This window comes from Bacillus sp. ISL-75, from assembly GCF_018613095.1.
In genome coordinates, this window is record NZ_JAGGQX010000017.1 from 67410 (window position 1) to 87729 (window position 20320).

At 41.3% G+C, this 20320-nt stretch carries 17 protein-coding genes; 11 read left to right on the plus strand and 6 right to left on the minus strand.

Annotated features, from left to right (window positions below):
• Positions 1-224: 224 nt before the first annotated feature.
• Positions 225-482 (minus strand): aspartyl-phosphate phosphatase Spo0E family protein, encoded by a 258-nt coding sequence (locus J7E63_RS07530; RefSeq protein ID WP_215010890.1) that lies wholly within the window; start codon positions 480-482, stop codon positions 225-227.
• A gap of 341 nt (positions 483-823) precedes the next feature.
• Between J7E63_RS07530 and solA the strand changes: the two genes are divergently transcribed.
• From solA to J7E63_RS07550, 4 genes are all read left to right on the plus strand, one after another.
• Positions 824-1987, plus strand: coding sequence for an N-methyl-L-tryptophan oxidase (solA, locus tag J7E63_RS07535; protein ID WP_251033416.1), 1164 nt, complete (start codon positions 824-826; stop codon positions 1985-1987).
• 233 nt (positions 1988-2220) lie between these two features.
• Positions 2221-3600 (plus strand): MFS transporter, encoded by a 1380-nt coding sequence (locus tag J7E63_RS07540; protein WP_215010891.1) that lies wholly within the window; start codon positions 2221-2223, stop codon positions 3598-3600.
• 30 nt (positions 3601-3630) lie between these two features.
• Positions 3631-5187 (plus strand): histidine ammonia-lyase, encoded by a 1557-nt coding sequence (hutH, locus tag J7E63_RS07545; RefSeq protein WP_215010892.1) that lies wholly within the window; start codon positions 3631-3633, stop codon positions 5185-5187.
• A gap of 80 nt (positions 5188-5267) precedes the next feature.
• Positions 5268-6458, plus strand: coding sequence for an AraC family transcriptional regulator (locus J7E63_RS07550; RefSeq protein ID WP_215010893.1), 1191 nt, complete (start codon positions 5268-5270; stop codon positions 6456-6458).
• Positions 6459-6600: 142 nt separating this feature from the next.
• Here J7E63_RS07550 and J7E63_RS07555 read toward each other — a convergent pair whose 3' ends face one another.
• Together J7E63_RS07555 and glcD are read right to left on the minus strand one after the other, a co-directional pair.
• Entirely contained in the window at positions 6601-7923 is a 1323-nt protein-coding gene (locus J7E63_RS07555; RefSeq protein WP_215010894.1) for a (Fe-S)-binding protein, read from the minus strand.
• Entirely contained in the window at positions 7920-9332 is a 1413-nt protein-coding gene (glcD, locus tag J7E63_RS07560) for a glycolate oxidase subunit GlcD (protein WP_215010895.1), read from the minus strand. Before glcD ends, J7E63_RS07555 begins: the two co-directional genes overlap by 4 nt.
• A gap of 190 nt (positions 9333-9522) precedes the next feature.
• On the opposite strand from glcD, the gene J7E63_RS07565 reads away from it, so the two are divergent.
• The 5 genes from J7E63_RS07565 to J7E63_RS07585 all read left to right on the plus strand — a co-directional run bounded on the left by J7E63_RS07565 (position 9523) and on the right by J7E63_RS07585 (position 14798).
• Positions 9523-10386, plus strand: coding sequence for an HAD family hydrolase (locus J7E63_RS07565; protein WP_215010896.1), 864 nt, complete (start codon positions 9523-9525; stop codon positions 10384-10386).
• Between the two features lie 150 nt (positions 10387-10536).
• Positions 10537-11445: an N-acetylmuramic acid 6-phosphate etherase gene (murQ, locus tag J7E63_RS07570; protein WP_215010897.1), complete on the plus strand. Its 909-nt coding sequence runs from the start codon at positions 10537-10539 to the stop codon at positions 11443-11445.
• A gap of 23 nt (positions 11446-11468) precedes the next feature.
• Positions 11469-12323 carry a MurR/RpiR family transcriptional regulator gene (locus J7E63_RS07575; RefSeq protein ID WP_088089843.1) on the plus strand — a complete coding sequence of 285 codons (855 nt, stop codon included), beginning with the start codon at positions 11469-11471 and terminating at the stop codon, positions 12321-12323.
• Positions 12324-12432: 109 nt separating this feature from the next.
• Positions 12433-13794: a PTS transporter subunit EIIC gene (locus tag J7E63_RS07580; RefSeq protein ID WP_215010898.1), complete on the plus strand. Its 1362-nt coding sequence runs from the start codon at positions 12433-12435 to the stop codon at positions 13792-13794.
• Positions 13791-14798, plus strand: a complete 1008-nt coding sequence (locus tag J7E63_RS07585; protein WP_215010899.1) for a MupG family TIM beta-alpha barrel fold protein — start codon at positions 13791-13793, stop codon at positions 14796-14798. The genes J7E63_RS07580 and J7E63_RS07585 overlap by 4 nt, the downstream gene beginning before the upstream one ends.
• Before the next feature lie 233 nt (positions 14799-15031).
• Here the strand turns inward: J7E63_RS07585 and J7E63_RS07590 are convergent, their stop codons facing one another.
• The 3 genes from J7E63_RS07590 to pxpB form a co-directional block, all read right to left on the minus strand.
• The gene (locus tag J7E63_RS07590) at positions 15032-16000 is read right to left on the minus strand and encodes an SMP-30/gluconolactonase/LRE family protein (protein ID WP_215010900.1); all 969 of its coding nucleotides are present in this window, start codon (positions 15998-16000) and stop codon (positions 15032-15034) included.
• Between the two features lie 425 nt (positions 16001-16425).
• A complete protein-coding gene (locus J7E63_RS07595) occupies positions 16426-17421 on the minus strand; it encodes a 5-oxoprolinase subunit C family protein (protein ID WP_251033417.1) in 996 nt (331 codons plus the stop codon).
• A complete protein-coding gene (pxpB, locus tag J7E63_RS07600; RefSeq protein ID WP_215010901.1) occupies positions 17418-18152 on the minus strand; it encodes a 5-oxoprolinase subunit PxpB in 735 nt (244 codons plus the stop codon). The genes J7E63_RS07595 and pxpB overlap by 4 nt, the downstream gene beginning before the upstream one ends.
• Positions 18153-18424: 272 nt before the next feature.
• On the opposite strand from pxpB, the gene J7E63_RS07605 reads away from it, so the two are divergent.
• Entirely contained in the window at positions 18425-19195 is a 771-nt protein-coding gene (locus J7E63_RS07605) for a LamB/YcsF family protein (RefSeq protein WP_215010902.1), read from the plus strand.
• A 197-nt stretch (positions 19196-19392) separates the two neighbouring features.
• Entirely contained in the window at positions 19393-20289 is an 897-nt protein-coding gene (locus J7E63_RS07610; protein WP_215010925.1) for a DMT family transporter, read from the plus strand.
• Positions 20290-20320 lie beyond the last annotated feature (31 nt).

The window sequence follows — 20320 nt, forward strand, 5'->3', positions numbered from 1 at the left end:
AACGGTTCCGGTCACGTAGAACCTTCCTACGTGACCCTCTCATCCTTCTTTGAACGGTTTCGGTCACGTAGAGCCTTCCTACGTTGCTTTTTCCCTTTATTCCAAAAAAAAAGACAAAAAAGAGAGAGAATGCCATGGGTGCATTCTCTCTAAATTAGTAACGAATTCAAACACATTTAGAAATGGTTCTCAAAGGACTTAAATTGAAGGTACCACTATTGAAATTAAATGAAAAATGATCTGTAAGGAATCGATAAAATCCTATGTACATGTGTTGTAAATATTGTGAAAAGGTCAACATAAGGATTTAGGGGATTAGAATGTTTATCGTCTAATAATAACCTATTATATTCGTTAAGCAGTTTGTCTAGTTCTTGGCTGCAAAAGATGGTTTCTTCATTTTGAAGTCCTTTTGTCATTCCTAAGTTAATCATTTCGGTTTGTTTCTCTTTAATAGCAGCTTCACATTGTTCTAGTCTCATTGCCGATAACACCTCGTAAAATTTCAGTAAAAAAAGATTCTAATAGAGATGAATTGAATTATAGCATCTTTTGACTGATATGGAATAGATTCGATAAAACAAGATAAAAGGAGACAAAAATAGACGAGGCATGTAGATTTTCGACAATATGGCCTGTTGAATTCACTCATATGGTAGTCCCTTAAAGAGTTGAAGGACTTTAAGACTAAAATTTGCAGGAGTGTTCCAACAACTAATAGGTAGAAAGTAAGCTCTTCTGGAGATTAAAAAGACCGAGTTTCTTCTATTAAGAAAGAAATTTCTGATATTATTATTTCATACTTAAAAAGGTGTATGAAAGGATGTGTGATCGTTTGATGGACCACTATGATGTGATTATTGTAGGCGCAGGGTCTATGGGCATGGCTGCAGGGTATTATTTATCGAAGCTTGGAAAAAGGACATTATTACTAGATTCGAATGATCCCCCCCATAGCTTGGGCAGCCATCATGGGGATACTAGAATCATTCGCCATGCCTATGGAGAAGGAAGGAAATATGTTCCGCTTGCACTCCGAGCTCAAGCATTATGGCGAGAATTAGAACAAGAATCAGGAATGGATTTGTTTTCTTCTACAGGAGTATTGTGTGTCGGTGCAGAGGGCTCTTTATTTATCGAGGAAGTTGTCAAAAGTGCAAAAGAATTTTCTTTACCTATTGAAATACTATCAAGTGATGAGATAAATGTTCGGTGGCCAGGCTTCAATTTACCAGAAGGATCCGTTGGATGTTTAGAAAAAAATTCAGGAGTGTTATTTAGTGAAGAATGCATTCGAGCCTATCGCCGACTTGGCTTAGCGAATGGGATGACATTGGTGCCATTTACAAAAGTGGAGAAAATTGAAAAGTTTGGTGAAGGTGCCATTGTACAAACAAATAGCGAGCAATATGTTGCTGATTATGTGGTTGTCTGTTCGGGCGCTTGGACAGGAAAAATCCTTGAGGGAACAGGATTAGACATTCCTCTTCAGCCGACACGGAAAACAGTCTCATGGTTTGAATGTGATGATTTTCTTTATGATTCCAGTCGTTTTCCGGCTTTCACGATTGATTTATTAGATGAACATTATTATGGCTTTCCAAATATCAATGGAAGTGGGGTAAAAATCGGAAGGCATGATGGAGGAGAAAAGGTAGATCCGGATTGCTTCAATCGGGAATACGGGGTGAATTTATCAGATGAGTATGAGGCTCGAAACTTTATTAAGAAGTATCTGCCAAAAGCCAATGGTCACCTGATTAAAGGTAAAACCTGTCTTTATACACTTACTCCTGATGAGCATTTTATTATTGACCATCACCCGTTATTTTCAAATGTCATTATAGCCGCTGGTTTTTCAGGACATGGCTTTAAATTTGCAAGCATCATAGGAAAAATCATTTGTGATCTAGTTACTGAAGGTAAAACAAATGATGATATCTCCATGTTTTCACTTCATCGATTTTCAAATGAATTTAATAATTAATAAGGGGGGAACCTTAAATTCGGGTTCCCTCCTTTTTTATGCACAGATAATTACTTTACAATAGCAACATTGTGCTAATAGTTCGAATGATTATCTAGAGCCTTCTGTATTTCAAAGCATTATAATTTAGTTAGCTAAAGTGTAAACGCTTAAATAACGATGAAAGGGAATTAAGTTATTTTTTTTGAGAGTATTTATCTGAAAAATTAAAAAACAGTGAAAAGGAGTTTTTTATGAGCAATCAAAAATATTTAATGGATGATGCCCCGCTTAATAAATTTCATCTTCGTATTACTGCACTTACTTTCGGTTCTAATTTTTCAGATGGTTTTGCTTTAGGGATAATTGGAATGGCGCTTTCATTATTAGGACCAGAAATGAAACTTGGACCTATATGGGAAGGATTAATCGGAAGCTCGGCTTTAATTGGTCTCTTTTTTGGGAGCCTATTTCTAGGTGGATTATCTGATCGCATTGGCAGACAAAAAATCTACTTAGCTAACTTTCTGATTATTACGATTGCCTCTGCTTTACAGTTTTTTGTCAATGACCCATGGACGCTATTCATTTTACGCTTATTGATTGGGATTGCATTAGGCGGAGACTACGCTGTTGGGTCGACTTTACTAGCTGAGTTTGCCCCTAGAAAGTATAGAGGATTATTGCTTTCTTCTTTAAATGTACTTTGGACAGTTGGTTATGTCGTTTCAAATATTGTAGGTTTTTATTTACAAAAATCAGGCCCGGACTCTTGGCGATGGATGCTTATGAGTGCTGCCATTCCCGCTTTCCTTTTATTAATTTTGCGTATTGGAACTCCAGAATCGCCACTCTGGTTAATTAAAATGGGACGTGTGGAAGAGGCTCGTGCCATCGTTAGAAAATATATTGGACCCAATGCCATCCTGGATGAAACGATTAAAGAAAATTCCAAAACAGCCTTCCGTATGGTCGATCTTTTCAGTAAACATCTTTGGAAACGGACAACCTTTGGATCGTTATTTTATTTATGTCAGGTTGTTCCATATTTCGCCATCTATACCTTTCTTCCTACGATATTAAGTAAAATGGGATTTGAAGAAACGTTTAGTGTTGATATGCAACTGAACATTTTCCTGCTAGTTGGATCGATCGTTGGAGTTTGGTGTACGGAAAAGCTTACGCGAAGAAGCTTCACGATTTCTACCTTTATCATACTTACCATTTCTTTATTTTTGTTAAGTGTATTGCCTAAGGATTCGCAAACTTTAGCGATCATTATCTTTGCTACCTTTACTTTTGTTATGTCTGCGGCATCAAACCTTACATTAGTTTATCCTGCAGAACTTTTCCCTACAGAAATTCGTGGCACAGGTGTCGGCGTAACTACTGCTGTCAGCCGAATTGGTTCTGCCATTGGAACCTTTCTGTTACCAGTTAGTGTTAGTTCATGGGGGATGGGACCATCAATGATTGCGATGAGTGTTATACTGTTGATTGGAACAATTGTATCGATCGCATGGGCACCAGAAACAAAGTATCTATCGATAAGTGATGTTAATAAACCAGAACTTGAAACGGGGAACTCTCCAATCATAGATTCTTCGCCTTCAAGCAAAAGAAATTTATCATAAGCTTTATTTTTGAATAATGAGGTGTTTTAGATGACCAAGAATGAATACTTACAGCCAAGAGATATTAAAGAGGTTATTCTTGGAGATCATGAGCTTTCGCTTCATGAGGTGATCGCTGTTGCTAGATATTCTGCAAAAGTTTCCTTTACGGATACGTATTGCAGCAGGGTAAAAACATCACGTGGATTAATCGAAAAGTTTTTACAAGAAGAGCGTGCGATTTATGGAGTGACAACCGGATTTGGCAGTAATGTAACAGAAGTGATTTCGAAGAACGATGCTGAAATACTACAACGAAATATTGTTCGATCACATGCTGTCTCGGTAGGTGAGCCACTGGAAAAAGAAGTGGTTAGAGCGATTCAGCTAATGATCCTAAACCATTTAGGGCATGGATTTTCAGGAGTCAGTTTAGAGGTTTTAGAACTTATGTCCGGATTATTAAATCATGACATATTACCGGTTGTACCCGGTGATGGTTCAGTGGCCTACCTTGCTCCTGAAGCACATATTGCCTTAGTGTTAATGGGTGAAGGAAAAGCTTGGTATAACGGTGAACTCCTTTCAGGTTGTGATGCTTTAGAGAAGGCAGGACTAAAACCGGTTATCTTAGGTTGTAAAGAAGGACTAGCACTTATAAGTGGTACGACTTCGGTTACAGCAATCGCCACGCTCGCCTTATACAATGCGATTCAAGCTGTGAAGACAGCAGATATTTCAGGGGCTATGTCGTTTGAGTCATTAAAGGGTACGATAAAAGCTTTTGATCCTCGCCTCCATTCTGTAAAAAAACACGAGGAACAGGGGAAAACAGCTCGAAATTTAGTGAGAATTCTGAGTGGTAGTGAAATTGTTGAACAGTACAAAGATTATCGATTACAAGATGCTCTAAGTCTACGCTGTATTCCACAAGTCCATGGTGCGGTAAAGAAGGTATTAAAAAATACGCTGGAAAACCTGATGAATGAAATGCAGTCCACCAGTGATAACCCAATCATCTGGCCTGAAGGGGAAGATGGGCTTGCCCTGATGGGAGGAAACTTCGACAGCTCCCTCGTAGGAATGGATGCAGATGCCTTGTGTATCGCGATGGCTAACTTAGCCAAGATAACGGAACGCAGGATTGATCGATTAGTGAATTATCATGTAAGTGAACTGCCGAACTTTTTAGTGGCCAATCCCGGATTGAATAATGGCTATATGATTCCACAGTATACGGCTGCAGGATTATTAAATGAAATCAGAGTTCTTGCCCATCCAGCTACCATCGATAATGTCTCCACTTGTGCCAATCAAGAGGATGTGGTGAGTTTTGCCTATTTTGCTGCTAAGAAAGCCTATCAAATATCAAAGAAACTTCAATATATTTTAGCGATTGAACTGATGCTGGGCACACAGGCTTTAGATTTCTATGAAACATTGAATCCATCAATCGTCACTGGAAAAGTTCATCAGTTTATTCGAGAGAAAATACCAACTGTACAAGAGGACAGATTTTTCCATCCTGATATTGAAATCATTTTCCATTATATTCAAGAAGGAGAAATCGTCACACTAGTCGAAGAGTTAATTGGAGAAATAGAATAGTAATTGTTTAAGGAGGAAGCCACAGGAAGCTTCTTCTTTTTCTTTAACTTAGAAAGACAGGATGAACGAGGGGAATGATTATGAAGCAAGATCCAATCAGAGCTGCTTTTTCGCATCTTCTACTCTCTGGAACGCTTGTTCATGAAGGGACATTTGCAGAGTTACAACAAAAATTCGGGATTTCTATTCATCCACATTTAGTTATGATTATTTCAATCGATCGTTATCCAGATATAGCAAGCGCGAGCGGGAATTCGTTGGAGTGGAGAAAAAAAGTTGGCCAGCAGCTAGTGGAAAAAATTGAGGAAACCGTACGTATTCCTTTTCTTTGGAATTGGATTGAAGAGGGAGTTCTAGCTCTTCTTTTAGAATTAGAGGAGCAGGATTCAGTAAATGAGTTTAATAGAAAAATGGTTCATATGGCAAAAGAAATCCAACTTGCTACTAATTCTATTGACCTGTCAGTATCCATAGGGATTGGTCGATATTATCAGGATCCATATGCGCTTTACCAATCGTTTTTAGAAGCAAGGAAATCCATGACAGGCCGCTTTTTTCAAGGTAATCAATTAATCTTTCATTGTGAAATGAAACGAAATAACGAGGAGCCAGTAATCAATCCGTTTAATGAAGAAAAGGCAGAGCTGCTGGCGCTTGTTAAAATTGGGGATGTAGAAGGGACCATTCAAAATTTGAAACGCCTCCTGGAAAAATTAGCTGTGGCTAGTCATTTTAATGAGGATATTTTCAAAACAGAAGTAGTGTCCATCGTCTTATTATTGTCTAAACGGGTGATAGATTCAGGTGCAAATGCAATAACGATCCATTCAAATAATACTAATTTTATTCAAAACTTGTATCATATTATTCGTTACGATAAATTTGTTAATCAGGTTTGTGAATATGCGGTTTGGCTTACCGAGCAATCAGTAAACACGAATTTAAATAAAGTAAGTCCTGTCATTCAACAAGCTATCGGTTATATTAAAGAACACCATCAGAAGAGTATTTCGCTGATTGAAATAGCACAATATTGCTGCTTAAGCCGGCATCATTTTAGTCATTTGTTTAAAAAAGAAGTAGGGATTAGTTTGATTGATTATTTAAATCGAATGAGAATTGACATGTCTTTGTCGTATTTAGAAATGACTGATTTGCCAATAAGTGAGATTGCTGCCAAAATAGGTTTCCCTGATGCCAATTATTTTAGCCGCATGTTTAAAAAGTATATGCAGTTTAGTCCTTCAGATTATCGATTAGCAAGAAATTGAATGTACTATTATTTTTATCGACAAACAGTATAAAGGCAGAACAGCTTCTCAAAAGCGGTTCTGCCTTTTCTATTTTATATCAAATCGAGCTAGTGAATTATGAAGTACAGTTACTTGAAAATCCTTTTTTAATGGAGCAGTCTTATTTCATCGCTTCAACTAATAAGTCCACGATATGGACCGCCCGCATTGTAGAAGATAATCCTTCCCGTTCAATGCCAAGCTGCATCTGTAATAAGCAACCTGGATTTGCGGTGACAATCGTCGTTGCGTGTGTCGCTTTGGCCTCAATCATTTTTGCGTCGAGCATGACCATCGACATCTCTGATTCGACAATATTATAGATTCCGGCCGAACCGCAGCACCGATCGGCATCCTTCATTTCTTTATATTCTGCCCCTTGGATGGCTTGAAGGAGTCTTCTTGGTGCGGCGGATGTTTTCATGCCATTTCTTAGGTGGCAAGAATCCTGGTAGGTGATTACCTGCGCAGGAAGATCTAATGTTACCTTTTTATGAAAATCGACGGCTGCTAATATTTCGGAAATATCCTTTATCTTTTCCTTAAAGTCTCTAGCGCGGTCTTTCCAAGCAGGATCATCTTTCAGTAAATGATCATAATCGACTAAGAAGGCGCCGCATCCACCGGCGTTGGTAATGATGAAATCAACGTTAAGGTCCTCAAAGGCCCTAATATTCCGTTTGGCTAAGTCTTTGGCTGCTTCTTTTTCTCCACTATGACCGTGGAGCGCCCCGCAGCACGTTTGATTTTGCGGAATCACCACTTCACAGCCGGCTTTTTGGAGTAGCTTCATGGTGGCATCGTTTGACTTCAGGAACATCGTGTCCATTAAACAGCCGCTGAAAAAAGCAACTCTGTGGACCTTCTCAGCTATTGCTGGTAAATAGGTGGGCCGATTTTTCATCTCTTTCATCGTTGGCACATTGGGCAATACTTTTTCCATTGCGGCTAATTGGTCAGGTAACAGGCCTAAAAAGCCGATTTTTCGGGCAATCGTTTGAATGCCGGAGCGCTGATAAAATCCGATTAAGCCGACCACCCCGCGCATGCGATTCTGATGCGGGAACAGCTCTTGAAAAACGGTTTTTCTGACAACCCGCGCTGGCAGAGAGTGCTTTTTGTTTTGATGGATAATGTCCCTTGCCTCTTCGAGTAAATGGCCATAATTCACACCGGACGGACAGACCGGTTCACAGGCGCGGCAGCCAAGACAGAGTTCAAGCGAGCGCTCAAAATCCTCATCCGGCTCAATCAGCCCATCCACAACGGCTTTCATTAGTGCGATCCGGCCTCTTGGAGAATGAGATTCTTTGTAGCCTGATTCAATATAGGTCGGACAGGTTGGCAGGCAAAATCCGCAGCGCATACAGTTGAGCAGTTCATCTTCATTCATCCGCGCTTTAAATTGTTCTTGAATCGTTTGTTTTTCTTTCACGGTTGTCATCTTGTAATCACCACGCGTTTCTTGCTGTCTTTGGCAAAAACCTTCCCAGGATTCATGATGTTATTTGGGTCAAACGCGCTTTTAATAGATTTCATTGCTGCAATTCCTTCTTCTTTCAATTTCCATTCAAGGTAGGGGGCTTTCATTGCGCCGACTCCATGTTCCCCGGTAATCGTTCCGCCCAAATCAATCGCTTTTTCAAAAATTTCCTCAAAGGCTTTTTCGACCCGTTCCATTTCTTCATGATTTCTTGCATCTGTTGCACAGGTTGGATGGAGGTTTCCATCTCCGGCGTGGCCAAACGTACAAATGGTCAGCTGGTATTTTTCAGTTATCTCATTGATCGCCTGCACCATATTGGCAATTTCTGACCTAGGAACCGTCGCGTCCTCGAGTATCGTCGTCGGTTTTAAGCGGGCAATCGCAGAAAGGGCCGCCCGTCGTGCTGTTCTAAGTGCGTCTGCTTCTGCCTCAGAAGCGGCGACTTGAATCGAAACAGCTTTTTCCTGCTTACAAACTTCCGCCATTTTGATTAAATCACGCTCGACTACTTCGGGTGGGCCGTCTTGCTCGATTAAAAGAACAGCCTTGACATCGGTAGGCAGCCCGATTTGAGCAAATTCCTCGACTACCTTTAAGGTTGGCTGGTCAAGGAACTCTAGTGTTGTAGGAATAATTTTATTAGCAATGATTTTTGAAACCGAGTTTGCGGCAGCAGATAGGTCTTGGTAAAGGGCTAGCATCGTTTGTTTCGTCTCCGGCATCGGAATCAATTTGAGTGTGGCCTCGGTAATGACAACTAGCGTGCCTTCAGATCCGACAAACAGACGGGTTAAATCGTAACCAGCAACATCCTTTGCCAGCTTTCCGCCGGTCCGGATGATGTCGCCATTTGGCAGAACGACTTCAAGGGCGATGACATAATCGCGTGTCACCCCGTATTTAAGCCCGCGCAACCCACCGGAGTTCTCATTGATATTTCCGCCAATCGTCGAAATTTTCATCGAGCTTGGATCAGGAGGATAGAACAGCCCTTTTTCTTCGACCTTATTAATCATATCAAGGGTAATGACACCAGGCTGAACGGTGACAGTTAAATTTTCCTCATCAATTTCGAGGATTTCGTTCATATGCTTAAAAAGCAGGACAATCCCGCCCTCGGTTGGGCATGTCCCAGCACAAAGGTTTGTCCCGGAACCGCGCGGAACAATTGGAACCTTATGCTCATTACATACCTTTAGGATTTGAGAAACTTCTATCGTATTCCTCGGGCTGATGACCGCATCAGGCATCGACTGGAAGTTCGGTGTGGCATCATATGAGTAAACTAAGCGTTCGACTTGGGAATCATCGAAGTTTTCCTTGGTTACAATGGAAATTAGTTTTTCTTTAACTGTATTCGAGAGCATTTGGTTTCCCCGTTTCATTGTTTTGTCTATTTTAATGTTTCTTACAGTATAGGTGATTCTTGTTTGAAAATCAGAATATTATATAAATTTTGGTCCTAAAAAAGTGGTGTCAGGCACCACTATAATTTGAAATTAAATTTCAGTAATATTATATTAAAAATAAAATAAAATTACAAAGGGGAAATTATAGGTGAAATATCGACTATTAGCGACGGACTTGGACGGTACATTATTAAACGATGAAAAAGAGATTGATGTGGAAACGATTGAGGCAATCCACGAATACCGTCAACGAGGGGGAAAAGTCGTAATTTGCAGCGGGCGTTCCCCGCTTTCAACCCAATGGATTGCCCGTACGATTGGACTGAAGGGTGAGCCGATCATTGCTTACAATGGGGCGATAATGATCGATGAAAATGGTGAGGTCAGCGAGCAATCAGTTTTTCAATACGAGCCGCTGATGAGCTTTTGGGAATTATGTGAGTCGGAGGGCATCTATGCCCACTTTTACGAGGGGGATACGCTCCTGGTCCCACAGGTGAATAAATGGAACGAAAACTGGATTGAAAATAACATTCCTACCCTTGAAAAATCAGGGGGAGAACGTCAACATTGTCAAAGTTTTCGAGAAAAATGTCAGGTGAAAGTGGTTGACGACTTTTACCGATACGTAAAGGAACAAGAGCCGAACATTACAAAAATTGCTGTCTTTGATGATGGGAACAAGCTTGCTGATTTTACCAAACGTCTGAAGGAACAGAGCGTCGATATGGAAATTAGCAGCAGTTTTAACTTTGTTAATTTAGAAATTACCCCCACTGGTGTGACAAAGGCGTCTGCTCTTATGAAACTGACCGAGGAGTTGAAGATTCCACTCTCTCAAACGGCTGCGATTGGTGATAATTACAATGACGCCCTCATGCTCTCGGTTGCCGGCCTTGGAATTGCGATGGGAAATGCGCCCGAAAAGTTGAGACAATTAGCGGATCAGGTGACTGGTACGAATAATGAAGTTGGTGTTGCTAAGGCGATTCGCCGCTATTTGCTTGAATAATGTCCAAATAAACAGTTCAGTACAATAGTGTTTTAAAATAACATTTCACTATTTTAATAAAAATATTGAAATGTTATTTCATGTGTAATATAATAAATGTACGGGTAACCGTTTTCACCTCAGAAAAGACTTACAGGAGGATCCAAAAAAATGACAGAAAATCTTGAATTATTAACGACAGAATCGCGAAATGAACAGTCGATGCAAATAGATACAGCAAATCCAATCGATATATTACGAATCATGAATGAGCAAGATCAACTGGTCGCACTAGCGGTCAAGGATGTGTTACCAGATGTGGAGGCAGCGGTTCAATTTGTGTTTGAATCCTTTAAAAACGGCGGGCGCCTCATTTATTTAGGTGCAGGCACGAGCGGTAGATTAGGAGTTCTCGATGCAGTCGAATGTCCGCCAACCTTCAGTACGGACCCTGAAATGGTCCAAGGGATTATGGCAGGGGGAGAAGGCGCCTTTTTGAAAGCAGTCGAAGGAGCAGAGGATCAGCCTGATCTTGGTGTATTCGATTTGAAGGAATTGGGTCTGACTAAAGATGATACCGTTATTGGAATTGCAGCGAGTGGGCGGACACCTTATGTCATTGGTGCCCTTCGCTATGCACGAAGCATTGGGGCGAAAACCGTTGCTCTTTCGTGCAATAAAAATGCGGCGATTAGTAAGGAAGCCGACCAAAGCATCGAAGTAATTGTCGGTCCAGAGGTACTAACTGGTTCAACTCGCTTGAAATCAGGGACCGCCCATAAAATGATTTTGAACATGATTTCAACTTCTTCAATGATTCTTTTAGGAAAAGCCTATGAGAATTTAATGGTAGATGTTCATGTGAGCAACCAAAAATTGAAGGAACGAGCGATCGGCATCATCCGTAAAATTACCGGGGTTTCTTATGAACAGGCTTTGGAAACACTAGAGGCATCCGATCTACAAGTTAAAACAGCGATCGTCATGATAAAAACGAATAGAAATAAACAAGAAGCTGAACGATTATTAACAGAAGCGAATGGCTATGTAAAAAAAGCAATCCAAATCGTGGCAGAGTAATTTAAAAAAAGGTGGTCTTTGGTGTGGCAGCAGGCGGATTAAAAATGATTCAAAATATGCTGGAACAGCTTCCGGCTTCCGAGCGGAAAATTGCTGAATTTATTCTTGATAATCCTCAAGCGATTTTAAACAGTACCGTTCATGACATCGGATTGCAGGCTAATACAAGTGGTGCTGCTGTGATTCGGCTGTGTAAGTCCTTGGGCTTAAACGGTTTTCAAGATTTAAAAGTACGAATTGCTGGGGATCTAGTGAAACCAGTTGAACAAGGGTACCGTGACATCGAGCCTGGTGAATCTTTTTTCTCTATCGCTCAGAAGACAACGAGTAATAGCATCCAAAGCATCCGCGACTCGGAAGAGATGATCAATTACGATGAATTGGAACGTGCTGTGCACACCTTGTCGACTGCTCAAAATGTTCATTTTTTTGGAATTGGGGCTTCAAACATCATCGCTAGGGACGCGCAGCAAAAGCTCCTTAGGGTTCATAAAAATGCAACCGCCTTTTCGGATACACATCTTGTTGCTACATTGATTGCCAATGCCAATAAGGATGATCTGGTGTTTGGAATTTCCCACTCAGGAGAGACACCTGAGGTGATTAAAGTTATGGCACTCGCAAAAGAGCGCGGCGTTAAAACAATTAGTTTAACGAAATATGGGCAATCATCGGTCTCTGCTCTGGCGGATATTAAGTTGTTTACCGCATATTCAGGAGAGGCTCCGTTTCGAAGTGCAGCCACTTCATCACGCCTTGCGCAGTTATATATCATGGATATTTTGTTTTTATCGATGGCAACCGTTCAATATGAGGATACAATTCATTCCATTGATAAAACAAGAGAAGCGATCCGGTTTATTAAGGAAGGGAAATAGTCCTTTCAGGAGGTGATGTGAACACCATTCCATCTCTTATCGTCCTGCACTACTGACTTGGAATAAGAAGTTCACTTTTGAAAAAACAACAGAGAGAAGGGGAATTAGCATGGCTGGAGAGAATAAAATTTTAGCAGAAAAGATTCTTGAACAATTAGGCGGCCCAGCGAATATTGAAAATTATACTCATTGTATGACAAGACTTCGTGTGACACCGAAGGATGACGCACTTGTTAACCAGGCTGCCATTAAGAAAATAGACGGAGTCATGGGAGTGGTAGAGGAAGAAACACTTCAAATTATCCTAGGCCCTGGAAAGGTAAACCGGGTGACAGAAGAGTTTGGTAGATTAATAGATGCTGCTGGCGGGATCGATTTGAAAGAAAAGGCAGCCAGCAAAAAAGCTGAAATTAACAAAAAGAATGCGACACCATTTAAGCTGTTCTTACGAAAAATTTCTAGTATTTTCATTCCATTAATCCCAGCACTTGTCGCTTCCGGATTGATTACAGGGATCACCAAAGCAATCGTCCAAGCGGGCTGGTTAGCAGCGGATTCCCAACTGGCGACCATCTTGTCCGTGATTGGAAGCGGTTTATTTGGTTACCTTGGCATTTTAGTTGGTACCAATGCGGCGAAAGAATTCGGTGGTTCACCCGCACTTGGGGCGATTGCCGGTATTTTAATCATTAACCCTGCTGTAGCAGGCATTAAATTGTTTGATACCGCCTTACTGCCTGGACGGGGCGGCTTAATTGGAGTTCTCTTTGCAGCCATCTTTATAGCCCTTGTCGAAAAACGAGTTCGTCGTTATGTTCCACAATCGCTTGACCTGTTTATCACGCCAACGGTTGCTTTATTGCTTACTGGTATTGTAACTTATCTTGTTTTTATGCCGCTTGGTGGTTTCGTTTCAGATGCGATTACAAAAGGATTAACTTCGCTGCTTGATGTGGGTGGTGTCGTGGCTGGCTTTGTGCTTGGGGCAACCTTCCTGCCGCTCGTTGTCACTGGTTTACATCAAGGCTTAACACCAATTCACTTGGAGTTAATTAATACGCTTGGAAATGACCCGCTTCTGCCAATCTTGGCTATGGGTGGTGCCGCACAAGTCGGCGCTGCGTTTGCAATTTACTTTAAGACGAAGAAAACACGCTTAAAAAGAGCGATTGGCGGGGGTCTGCCTGCAGGAATTCTCGGAATTGGCGAACCACTTATTTTCGGTGTGACCTTACCATTAGGCCGTCCATTCTTAACTGCCTGCTTAGGTGCAGGTGTCGGCGGTGCGTTCCAGGCTGTCTTCCATGTCGCAACAATCGCGGTTGGTGTATCTGGTTTACCGCTTGCCTTCCTAGTCGTTTCTGGGCAAGTCCTGCTTTACCTGCTTGGTGTGTTAATTTCTTATGCTGCTGGTTTCTTGTTCACCTATTTATTCGGCTTCAATGATGACATGGCTGGTGAATTTGATTGATTGGTATTTCCTTCTATTTAAATGACCCTTTAGCAGAAGAGCGGATTGCGCTTGCAGGAAAAATGGGTGTGAGGCGGGCGTTTACTTCGCTTCACATCCCTGAAGAGTCAGGTGATTTAGCGGGCCGTGCGAAATCGTTGCTTAAAGCAGCAAAAGAAGCTGGAATAGAGGTTTATGCCGATGTATCGGCACGAACACCTGCCCATTTGGGATTGGAAAGTTTATCTTCGTTAAAATCCTTAGGGGTCATCGGTTTGCGTTTGGATGACTTTTTTGAAAATGATACGATTCTAAACCTGGGGAAGGAATTCAAACTTGCGCTCAATGCCAGCATTTTGTTTGAGGAAGATGTGCGCGCTCTCCTTGAAGGCGGGTTAGAGGCTAGTCAGCTACTGGCTTGGCATAATTTCTATCCTAGGTGTGAAACGGGATTAGCTGAATCGTTTTTTCAATCACAAAATGCGCTTTTTAGACGGTATGGTATTCCGGTAAGTGCGTATATTCCAGGAGACGGTGAGAAACGAGGCCCTCTGTTTGAAGGGCTGCCCACCTTGGAAACGCATCGTGAAGTTGATCCGTATCTGGCGGCGCTAGAGTTGTTTCGGACGGATGTGGAGGATGTCTATATCGGCGATCCCGAGGTAAGTGAGGACCTTCTTCAGCGATTAATGGATTTTGACTGCCATCATCGTGTTTCGGTCCGAATCGAAGGTTTTCAAGCAGGAGAGTTCCGGCTTCGCCCTGATTTTTCCCGTGACGTTCTCAGGCTTATGGATACGAGAAGTTCAGGCTCGGTCGTCGCTGAGAATACGGTGGCACGGCCGGTGGGGACGATTACGAGAGACAATGACGGCTATGGACGATATCGAGGAGAGGTTCAAATCACGCTTCATGACCTTCCAGCCGATGAGCGTGTCAATGTGGTCGGAAGGGTAGTGGAGGCGGATGTGCCGCTGCTTTCCTTAGTGCAACCGGGTCAACTTGTAAAACTGATTAGGGTCTGATTCCCGTAGAGTAAATGAAAAACCAGAGGTAATGGGTTCATTAACAGAAAGAGCTGAATCAAAAGTTGTTTAGCCCCTAACAACTTCCTGATTCAGCTTTTTTGAATGTTACTGAAAGATAAAGATTTTTTACGTTAAGGGGGTAAAACAAAAAAAGGAGCTGTTTAAGCAACAGCCCTAGAAAAACCGAGAGAAATATAGCATGGGAAGACTACAAAATTGCTATTAATAGTCTATTGTAATCCGTATGGCTCCAAACCATTCTTTTTCACCTTAATACGCCAAACCTCATTTTTCGATGATTCTGTTACATAGAGGTATCCATCGTGAAAAGTCAGGTTCGTGGAAAATGTCCCCGCACCTTCAGGAAGACGAATCGTCCCATATTTAAATCCACTAGGGTCAAGTACTACAATTTCCCCTGCTTGGAAATGTGCTACGTAAAGATTTCCCTCTGTATCAACAGCTAAACCATCTGGACCTATTCCGCCTTCAAATTGACCGAAAACAAACGCAACTTCACGTTGATCCTTAGCATTTTTTGATGGGACAGAGATAATTCGATTTGTGCCAAATTCAGAGATATAAACACGTTGTCCATCTGCTGAGATGGCTATTCCATTAGGATAAGCAATATTTTCTTGAAAAAGCTGCAATCCGGAACCGTCTGGCGGAAGATAGAAGACACGGCCTGTTGGCTTCGTTGCACTAGATCCTGTTGGCTCGGTAAAATAAAGTCCACCGGCATTATCAAAAACCAAATCATTAAGTCCTTTTAATGACGAACCATTGTACGAATTAACAATGGTAGTACGCTGACCAGTAGTAGTGTTATAAGCATAAAGTTCTCCTGTACCATCAGCAATAAAGAGTCGTCCATCTTTGTGAAATTTTGCTCCAACAGGAACCTTATATTTTTCACCAACAATTGAAACCTTTGAACCTTCAACCTTCATTATTTCTCCAGTGGCTGGACTGACCATCCATATTTCTCCGTTACGGTCAAAATTAATACCTTCCATGAACCCACTACCAGTAACGACCTTTTCCCATAGGCTTTGAGGATAAACAATTTCTGAAATAGAATGTCTATCCTTCGATGGGACCGGTTTTGTTACATATAGTGCTCTTGCTCCAACGGCACTTACGGTTACTAGAGAGATTAATATTAATACTGTTACTGTTAATACCCTTTTTCTCATTTAATAGACGCCTCCTTTTTATCTAAAAGAATCTCTCGGAATTTCAATAAATGAAAACGCTTTCTATTAATCAATTTGTATGCTACCCGATCTCTCAAATAACTGACTGAAGAATTCACTAAGTAACGTACGCAACAACAATTTATCATAATCTTTTGAATATTTACAACATAAAAAAGTACTCGTTTTTATCATGAACTCAGTGTATTTTTACTACTATTTAATTCATGTTTATTCTGTTAAACTAATAGTTTAGTTTGTAATCTACGCGTAATCGATCGTTTGTATCTATTTTCTTTGTCATCAAATCAAAGAATGATAGTGTTATTAAATGAAAAAAAATTAGGATTTCTCCTAATCTTTGCTTATGCATTTTAATAAACGCCATCAACTTGAAAGCCACATTTTCATCTGCACCTGTCCTCTTATTCATAAAGTGCTTTAAAGCGAATGCCTAACGCTAATTCACGGAGCATCTGCTCTTGCATGATTAATTCTATTTCTGCTTGCTCAAGTGAAACTTCCTTGAACTCCATGTTAGCGTTGGGCTGCATCTGGGCCAAACAAGGCAGGTCGACGGAAATGACTTGACCGATTTTGGGATATCCTCCAGTCGTTTGTCGATCTGCCATTAAAATAATCGGCTTTCCGTTTGAAGGTACTTGAATGGTCCCGTACGTAACCCCTTCTGATAACAACTCAAACTTCTCTGATAGTTTGAGTGATTCGCCTTCCAACCGATAGCCCATCCGATCGGCCTGAGTGGTTAAGGTATAGCGGTTTGATAAAAACGTTTGTTGACTAGCCGTATCGAAACGCTCGAACTCAGCCCCACGTAAAACCCTAATCGTTTGTGTTTTATTGAAACTAATAAATTCTGTATAGTTAACTGACCATGGAATATGAGTAGTCATTCGTTCAAGCTGATGAACCAATGCCCGACTGAGTGTATTGAAGGTTCCGCTTTCAAATACATCCCCCTTTTGTAATGATCTGCCGTGAAGCCCTCCAATCGCCGCACGAAGATAAGTGCTTTTACTTCCCATCACTTCGGGAACATCGATTCCGCCTGCGAAGGCCACGTACGCCCTGCATCCATTAATGGCGGATTTAAATTGTAAAATAGAACCCTTGCGAATCAGGACCGGCCGCCACATCGGTGCAACATTTCCATCAATCGCTGGCTGCAGGTCACCGCCTGTAATAGCAATTAACTCATCCGTTTCAAATTCGAGAGTTGTCCCAAACAGGGTAATTTCAAGTGCGCCTTCTCCTTCGTTATTTCCAACGAGTAAATTTGCCACTCTAAGAGAAATAGGATCCATGGCTCCACTTACGAGTACCCCAAATTTTTGTGAACCAAATCTCCCTAAATCTTGGATTGTAGTCAATAATCCAGGCTGATGCACTTTAATGCTCATTGTTTCATCCCCCTATAGGAAGCATACTCTTCATGAGAAATTGGTGCATAGCGGATTCTATCTCCAGACTGTAACATCGTTGGCGGTGAAAGTTCGGGAAGAAACAAATCAAGCGGGGTGCGGCCGATAATTTGCCATCCTCCTGGTGTTTCCAGCGGGTAGATGCCTGTTTGTTTACCAGCAATTCCGACAGATCCCGGCGCGATGGCTAGGCGGGGTGAATCTTTACGTGGTGTGGCAATTCTTTCGTCCATTCCCCCCATGAACGGAAACCCCGGCGCAAAGCCAATCATATAGACTAAATAGTCACTTGACGAATGAATTTGAATGACTTTTTCAACAGAAAGTCCATGATACGTTGCTACATACTCTAAATCTGGACCAAATTCTCCCCCGTACAAGACTGGGATGGTTATTAGCCGTTGTTCGGGTTTTTCACTCGTTCCTAATTGATCTAGTAACTCCATAATGAAGGTGCTTACTTTTTTATAAGGACTTGTTGCTCCATTATCAGGGTTGGACAAATAGACGACAACAGGATTGTAATAAATAGTCAAGCTATTATAAGACGGTACAGATTCAATGAATCCTGTAAACGGCTTTTTTTCTAATAAGTTGGATAGATTTTTCACTTTTTCATGGATGGCGGGGCTCATTCCATAGCCTAACTGAATCACAAGAGCAGAGTCCCCTAAAGACCTTATGTTAACATTATTTTTCTGATGGGCCATTATAAACAGCTCCTCGGAGTTTCGAATTTCGGTAACCAAGTTCTGTTAAACGGATACTACAAACATTATAGTTTATATTTAAAAACAAGACTAGGAATATAGAATATTATGATATTTATAATTTTTGGGCAATTTCGTAAACAATATTTAATTGAAAATATTTATGCTAGAATGGGTTTAAGTTTCAAAACTAGAGTTCCGAATTTCAAAACTACATAATTATGAAAGCGCTTTTGTTTGGTGGACGAGTGATCAAGATGGAGGGGAGAAACATGTTTCAAGTGGATTTGAATTGTGATTTAGGGGAGAGTTTTGGCCGGTACAAGCTTGGGGAACAGGAAGAAATTTTGAAATACGTTACATCTGCAAATATTGCCTGTGGTTTTCATAGCGGAGATCCAAGTGTAATGAGAGAAACGGTAAAGATGGCCGTTGCCAATGGGGTCAAAATTGGAGCACATCCTGGTTTGCCAGATTTAAACGGATTCGGGCGAAGGGAAATGGCTATTACACCTCAAGAAGGATATGACATGGTCGTCTACCAAATTGGGGCATTGCAAGGGTTTTTAATGACGTTCAATGAAAAAATGCAGCATGTAAAACCCCATGGTGCTTTGTACAATATGGCTGCCAAGGATCGCAAACTTGCCGAAGCCATTGCACAAGCGGTTTATGACGTATCCCCGACCTTAATATTATTCGGCCTTGCCGGCAGTGAATTGACAAAAGCCGGAGAAAAGATCGGTTTACGCACGGCGCATGAGGTATTTGCAGATAGAACGTATCAAGCGGACGGGTCTTTGACTTCTCGCTCACAAATGGATGCGATGATTACAGATCAAGAACAATCTGTCGCGCAAATTGTGAAAATGGTGACAGAAGGAAAAGTAGTATCCCAGCAAAAAACAGAAGTTTCGCTTCGTGCAGATACCATTTGTATTCACGGTGATGGTGCGCATGCCCTTGCCTTTGCCAAATATATTAACGAAAAGTTAGTCAAGAACAATATTACGGTAGATGCAATCAGTAACTTGGAGGTTTAATATGGAAGATGAAGCATTCAGTGTGCTATAAAACGTATCTATTGAAATTAGGCTAAACATTTCGTAGTCTTTTAGAAGATACTGCGATAAGCAGAGTCTGCAAAGTATTATACTATCGTGAGGCTATGCATCAGTGCGTCGTCTCTTTGAACTTTACGGTGAGGAGTTCGACCTGCTTGTTTGTCGTTGAAAAGGGGATGGAAAATATGTCTACAAAATCGAAGGCTGCGCTTTTCGTGCTCATTTTGATCTGGGGCGCAAGCTGGCCAATCAATAAATTAGCAGTACCCTATTCACCGCCATTGCTTTATGCAGGACTGCGTACACTGTTAGGTGGAATCTTGTTGACACTAATTATTTGGAAGACGCGGAAGGCGATCAATTGGCGGAATAACTGGCAGAAGTACTTTATTGCGGCTTTCTTTAACTCCATCCTTTTTTTCGGGCTTCAGACATTAGGATTGCTCTATTTACCGGGTGGATTGTTTTCCGTACTTGTCTATTTCCAGCCGATTTTACTTGGCCTTTTCGCTTGGCTGTTCCTTGGAGAATATTTATCGCCAATCCAAATCATGGGTTTGTTGCTTGGATTCGTTGGGATCGCAGTGGTTAGTGTCGACGGTTTGACCGTTCATATCTCACCAATCGGAGTGACACTCGGGTTACTAACAGCGGTAAGCTGGGCGTCAGGTGTTATCTACGTAAAGAAAGTAAGCAAAGAAGTGAATGCATTTTGGATGGTGGCGATTCAATCTGTGATTGGAGGCATTTTCCTCCTAGGGACCGGCACAGTGTTTGAAAGCTGGTCAGCAATCGAATGGAATCGATATTACATAGTAGGGCTCTGCTTTGGTGCGACCATTGGCATACCATATGCCTACATCCTTTACTACAAGCTTGTTAATGCGGGTGAGGCAAGCAAAGTTGGTTCCTATACGTTTCTTATTCCTATTGTTGCTGTTCTCCTCGGCGTGCTTTTCTTGGGAGAAACGGTGACATATACACTGATTGTCGGGATGCTATTAGTTGCCACAAGCATTCATTTTGTGAATTTCCGGTATAAGCCTAAATACAAAAGGATGAGTAATAAATAAAATCATCGACTCAATTAAATATTCCTTAATA

Bases quoted from the DNA above. Each gene is read 5' to 3' on its own strand.
- J7E63_RS07530 (WP_215010890.1), bottom strand. From the start codon at position 482: ATGAGACTAGAACAATGTGAAGCTGCTATTAAAGAGAAACAAACCGAA.
- solA (WP_251033416.1), top strand. From the start codon at position 824: ATGTGTGATCGTTTGATGGACCACTATGATGTGATTATTGTAGGCGCA.
- J7E63_RS07540 (WP_215010891.1), top strand. From the start codon at position 2,221: ATGAGCAATCAAAAATATTTAATGGATGATGCCCCGCTTAATAAATTT.
- hutH (WP_215010892.1), top strand. From the start codon at position 3,631: ATGACCAAGAATGAATACTTACAGCCAAGAGATATTAAAGAGGTTATT.
- J7E63_RS07550 (WP_215010893.1), top strand. From the start codon at position 5,268: ATGAAGCAAGATCCAATCAGAGCTGCTTTTTCGCATCTTCTACTCTCT.
- J7E63_RS07555 (WP_215010894.1), bottom strand. From the start codon at position 7,923: ATGACAACCGTGAAAGAAAAACAAACGATTCAAGAACAATTTAAAGCG.
- glcD (WP_215010895.1), bottom strand. From the start codon at position 9,332: ATGCTCTCGAATACAGTTAAAGAAAAACTAATTTCCATTGTAACCAAG.
- murQ (WP_215010897.1), top strand. From the start codon at position 10,537: ATGACAGAAAATCTTGAATTATTAACGACAGAATCGCGAAATGAACAG.
- J7E63_RS07580 (WP_215010898.1), top strand. From the start codon at position 12,433: ATGGCTGGAGAGAATAAAATTTTAGCAGAAAAGATTCTTGAACAATTA.
- J7E63_RS07590 (WP_215010900.1), bottom strand. From the start codon at position 16,000: ATGAGAAAAAGGGTATTAACAGTAACAGTATTAATATTAATCTCTCTA.
- J7E63_RS07595 (WP_251033417.1), bottom strand. From the start codon at position 17,421: ATGAGCATTAAAGTGCATCAGCCTGGATTATTGACTACAATCCAAGAT.
- pxpB (WP_215010901.1), bottom strand. From the start codon at position 18,152: ATGGCCCATCAGAAAAATAATGTTAACATAAGGTCTTTAGGGGACTCT.
- J7E63_RS07605 (WP_215010902.1), top strand. From the start codon at position 18,425: ATGTTTCAAGTGGATTTGAATTGTGATTTAGGGGAGAGTTTTGGCCGG.
- J7E63_RS07610 (WP_215010925.1), top strand. From the start codon at position 19,393: ATGGAAAATATGTCTACAAAATCGAAGGCTGCGCTTTTCGTGCTCATT.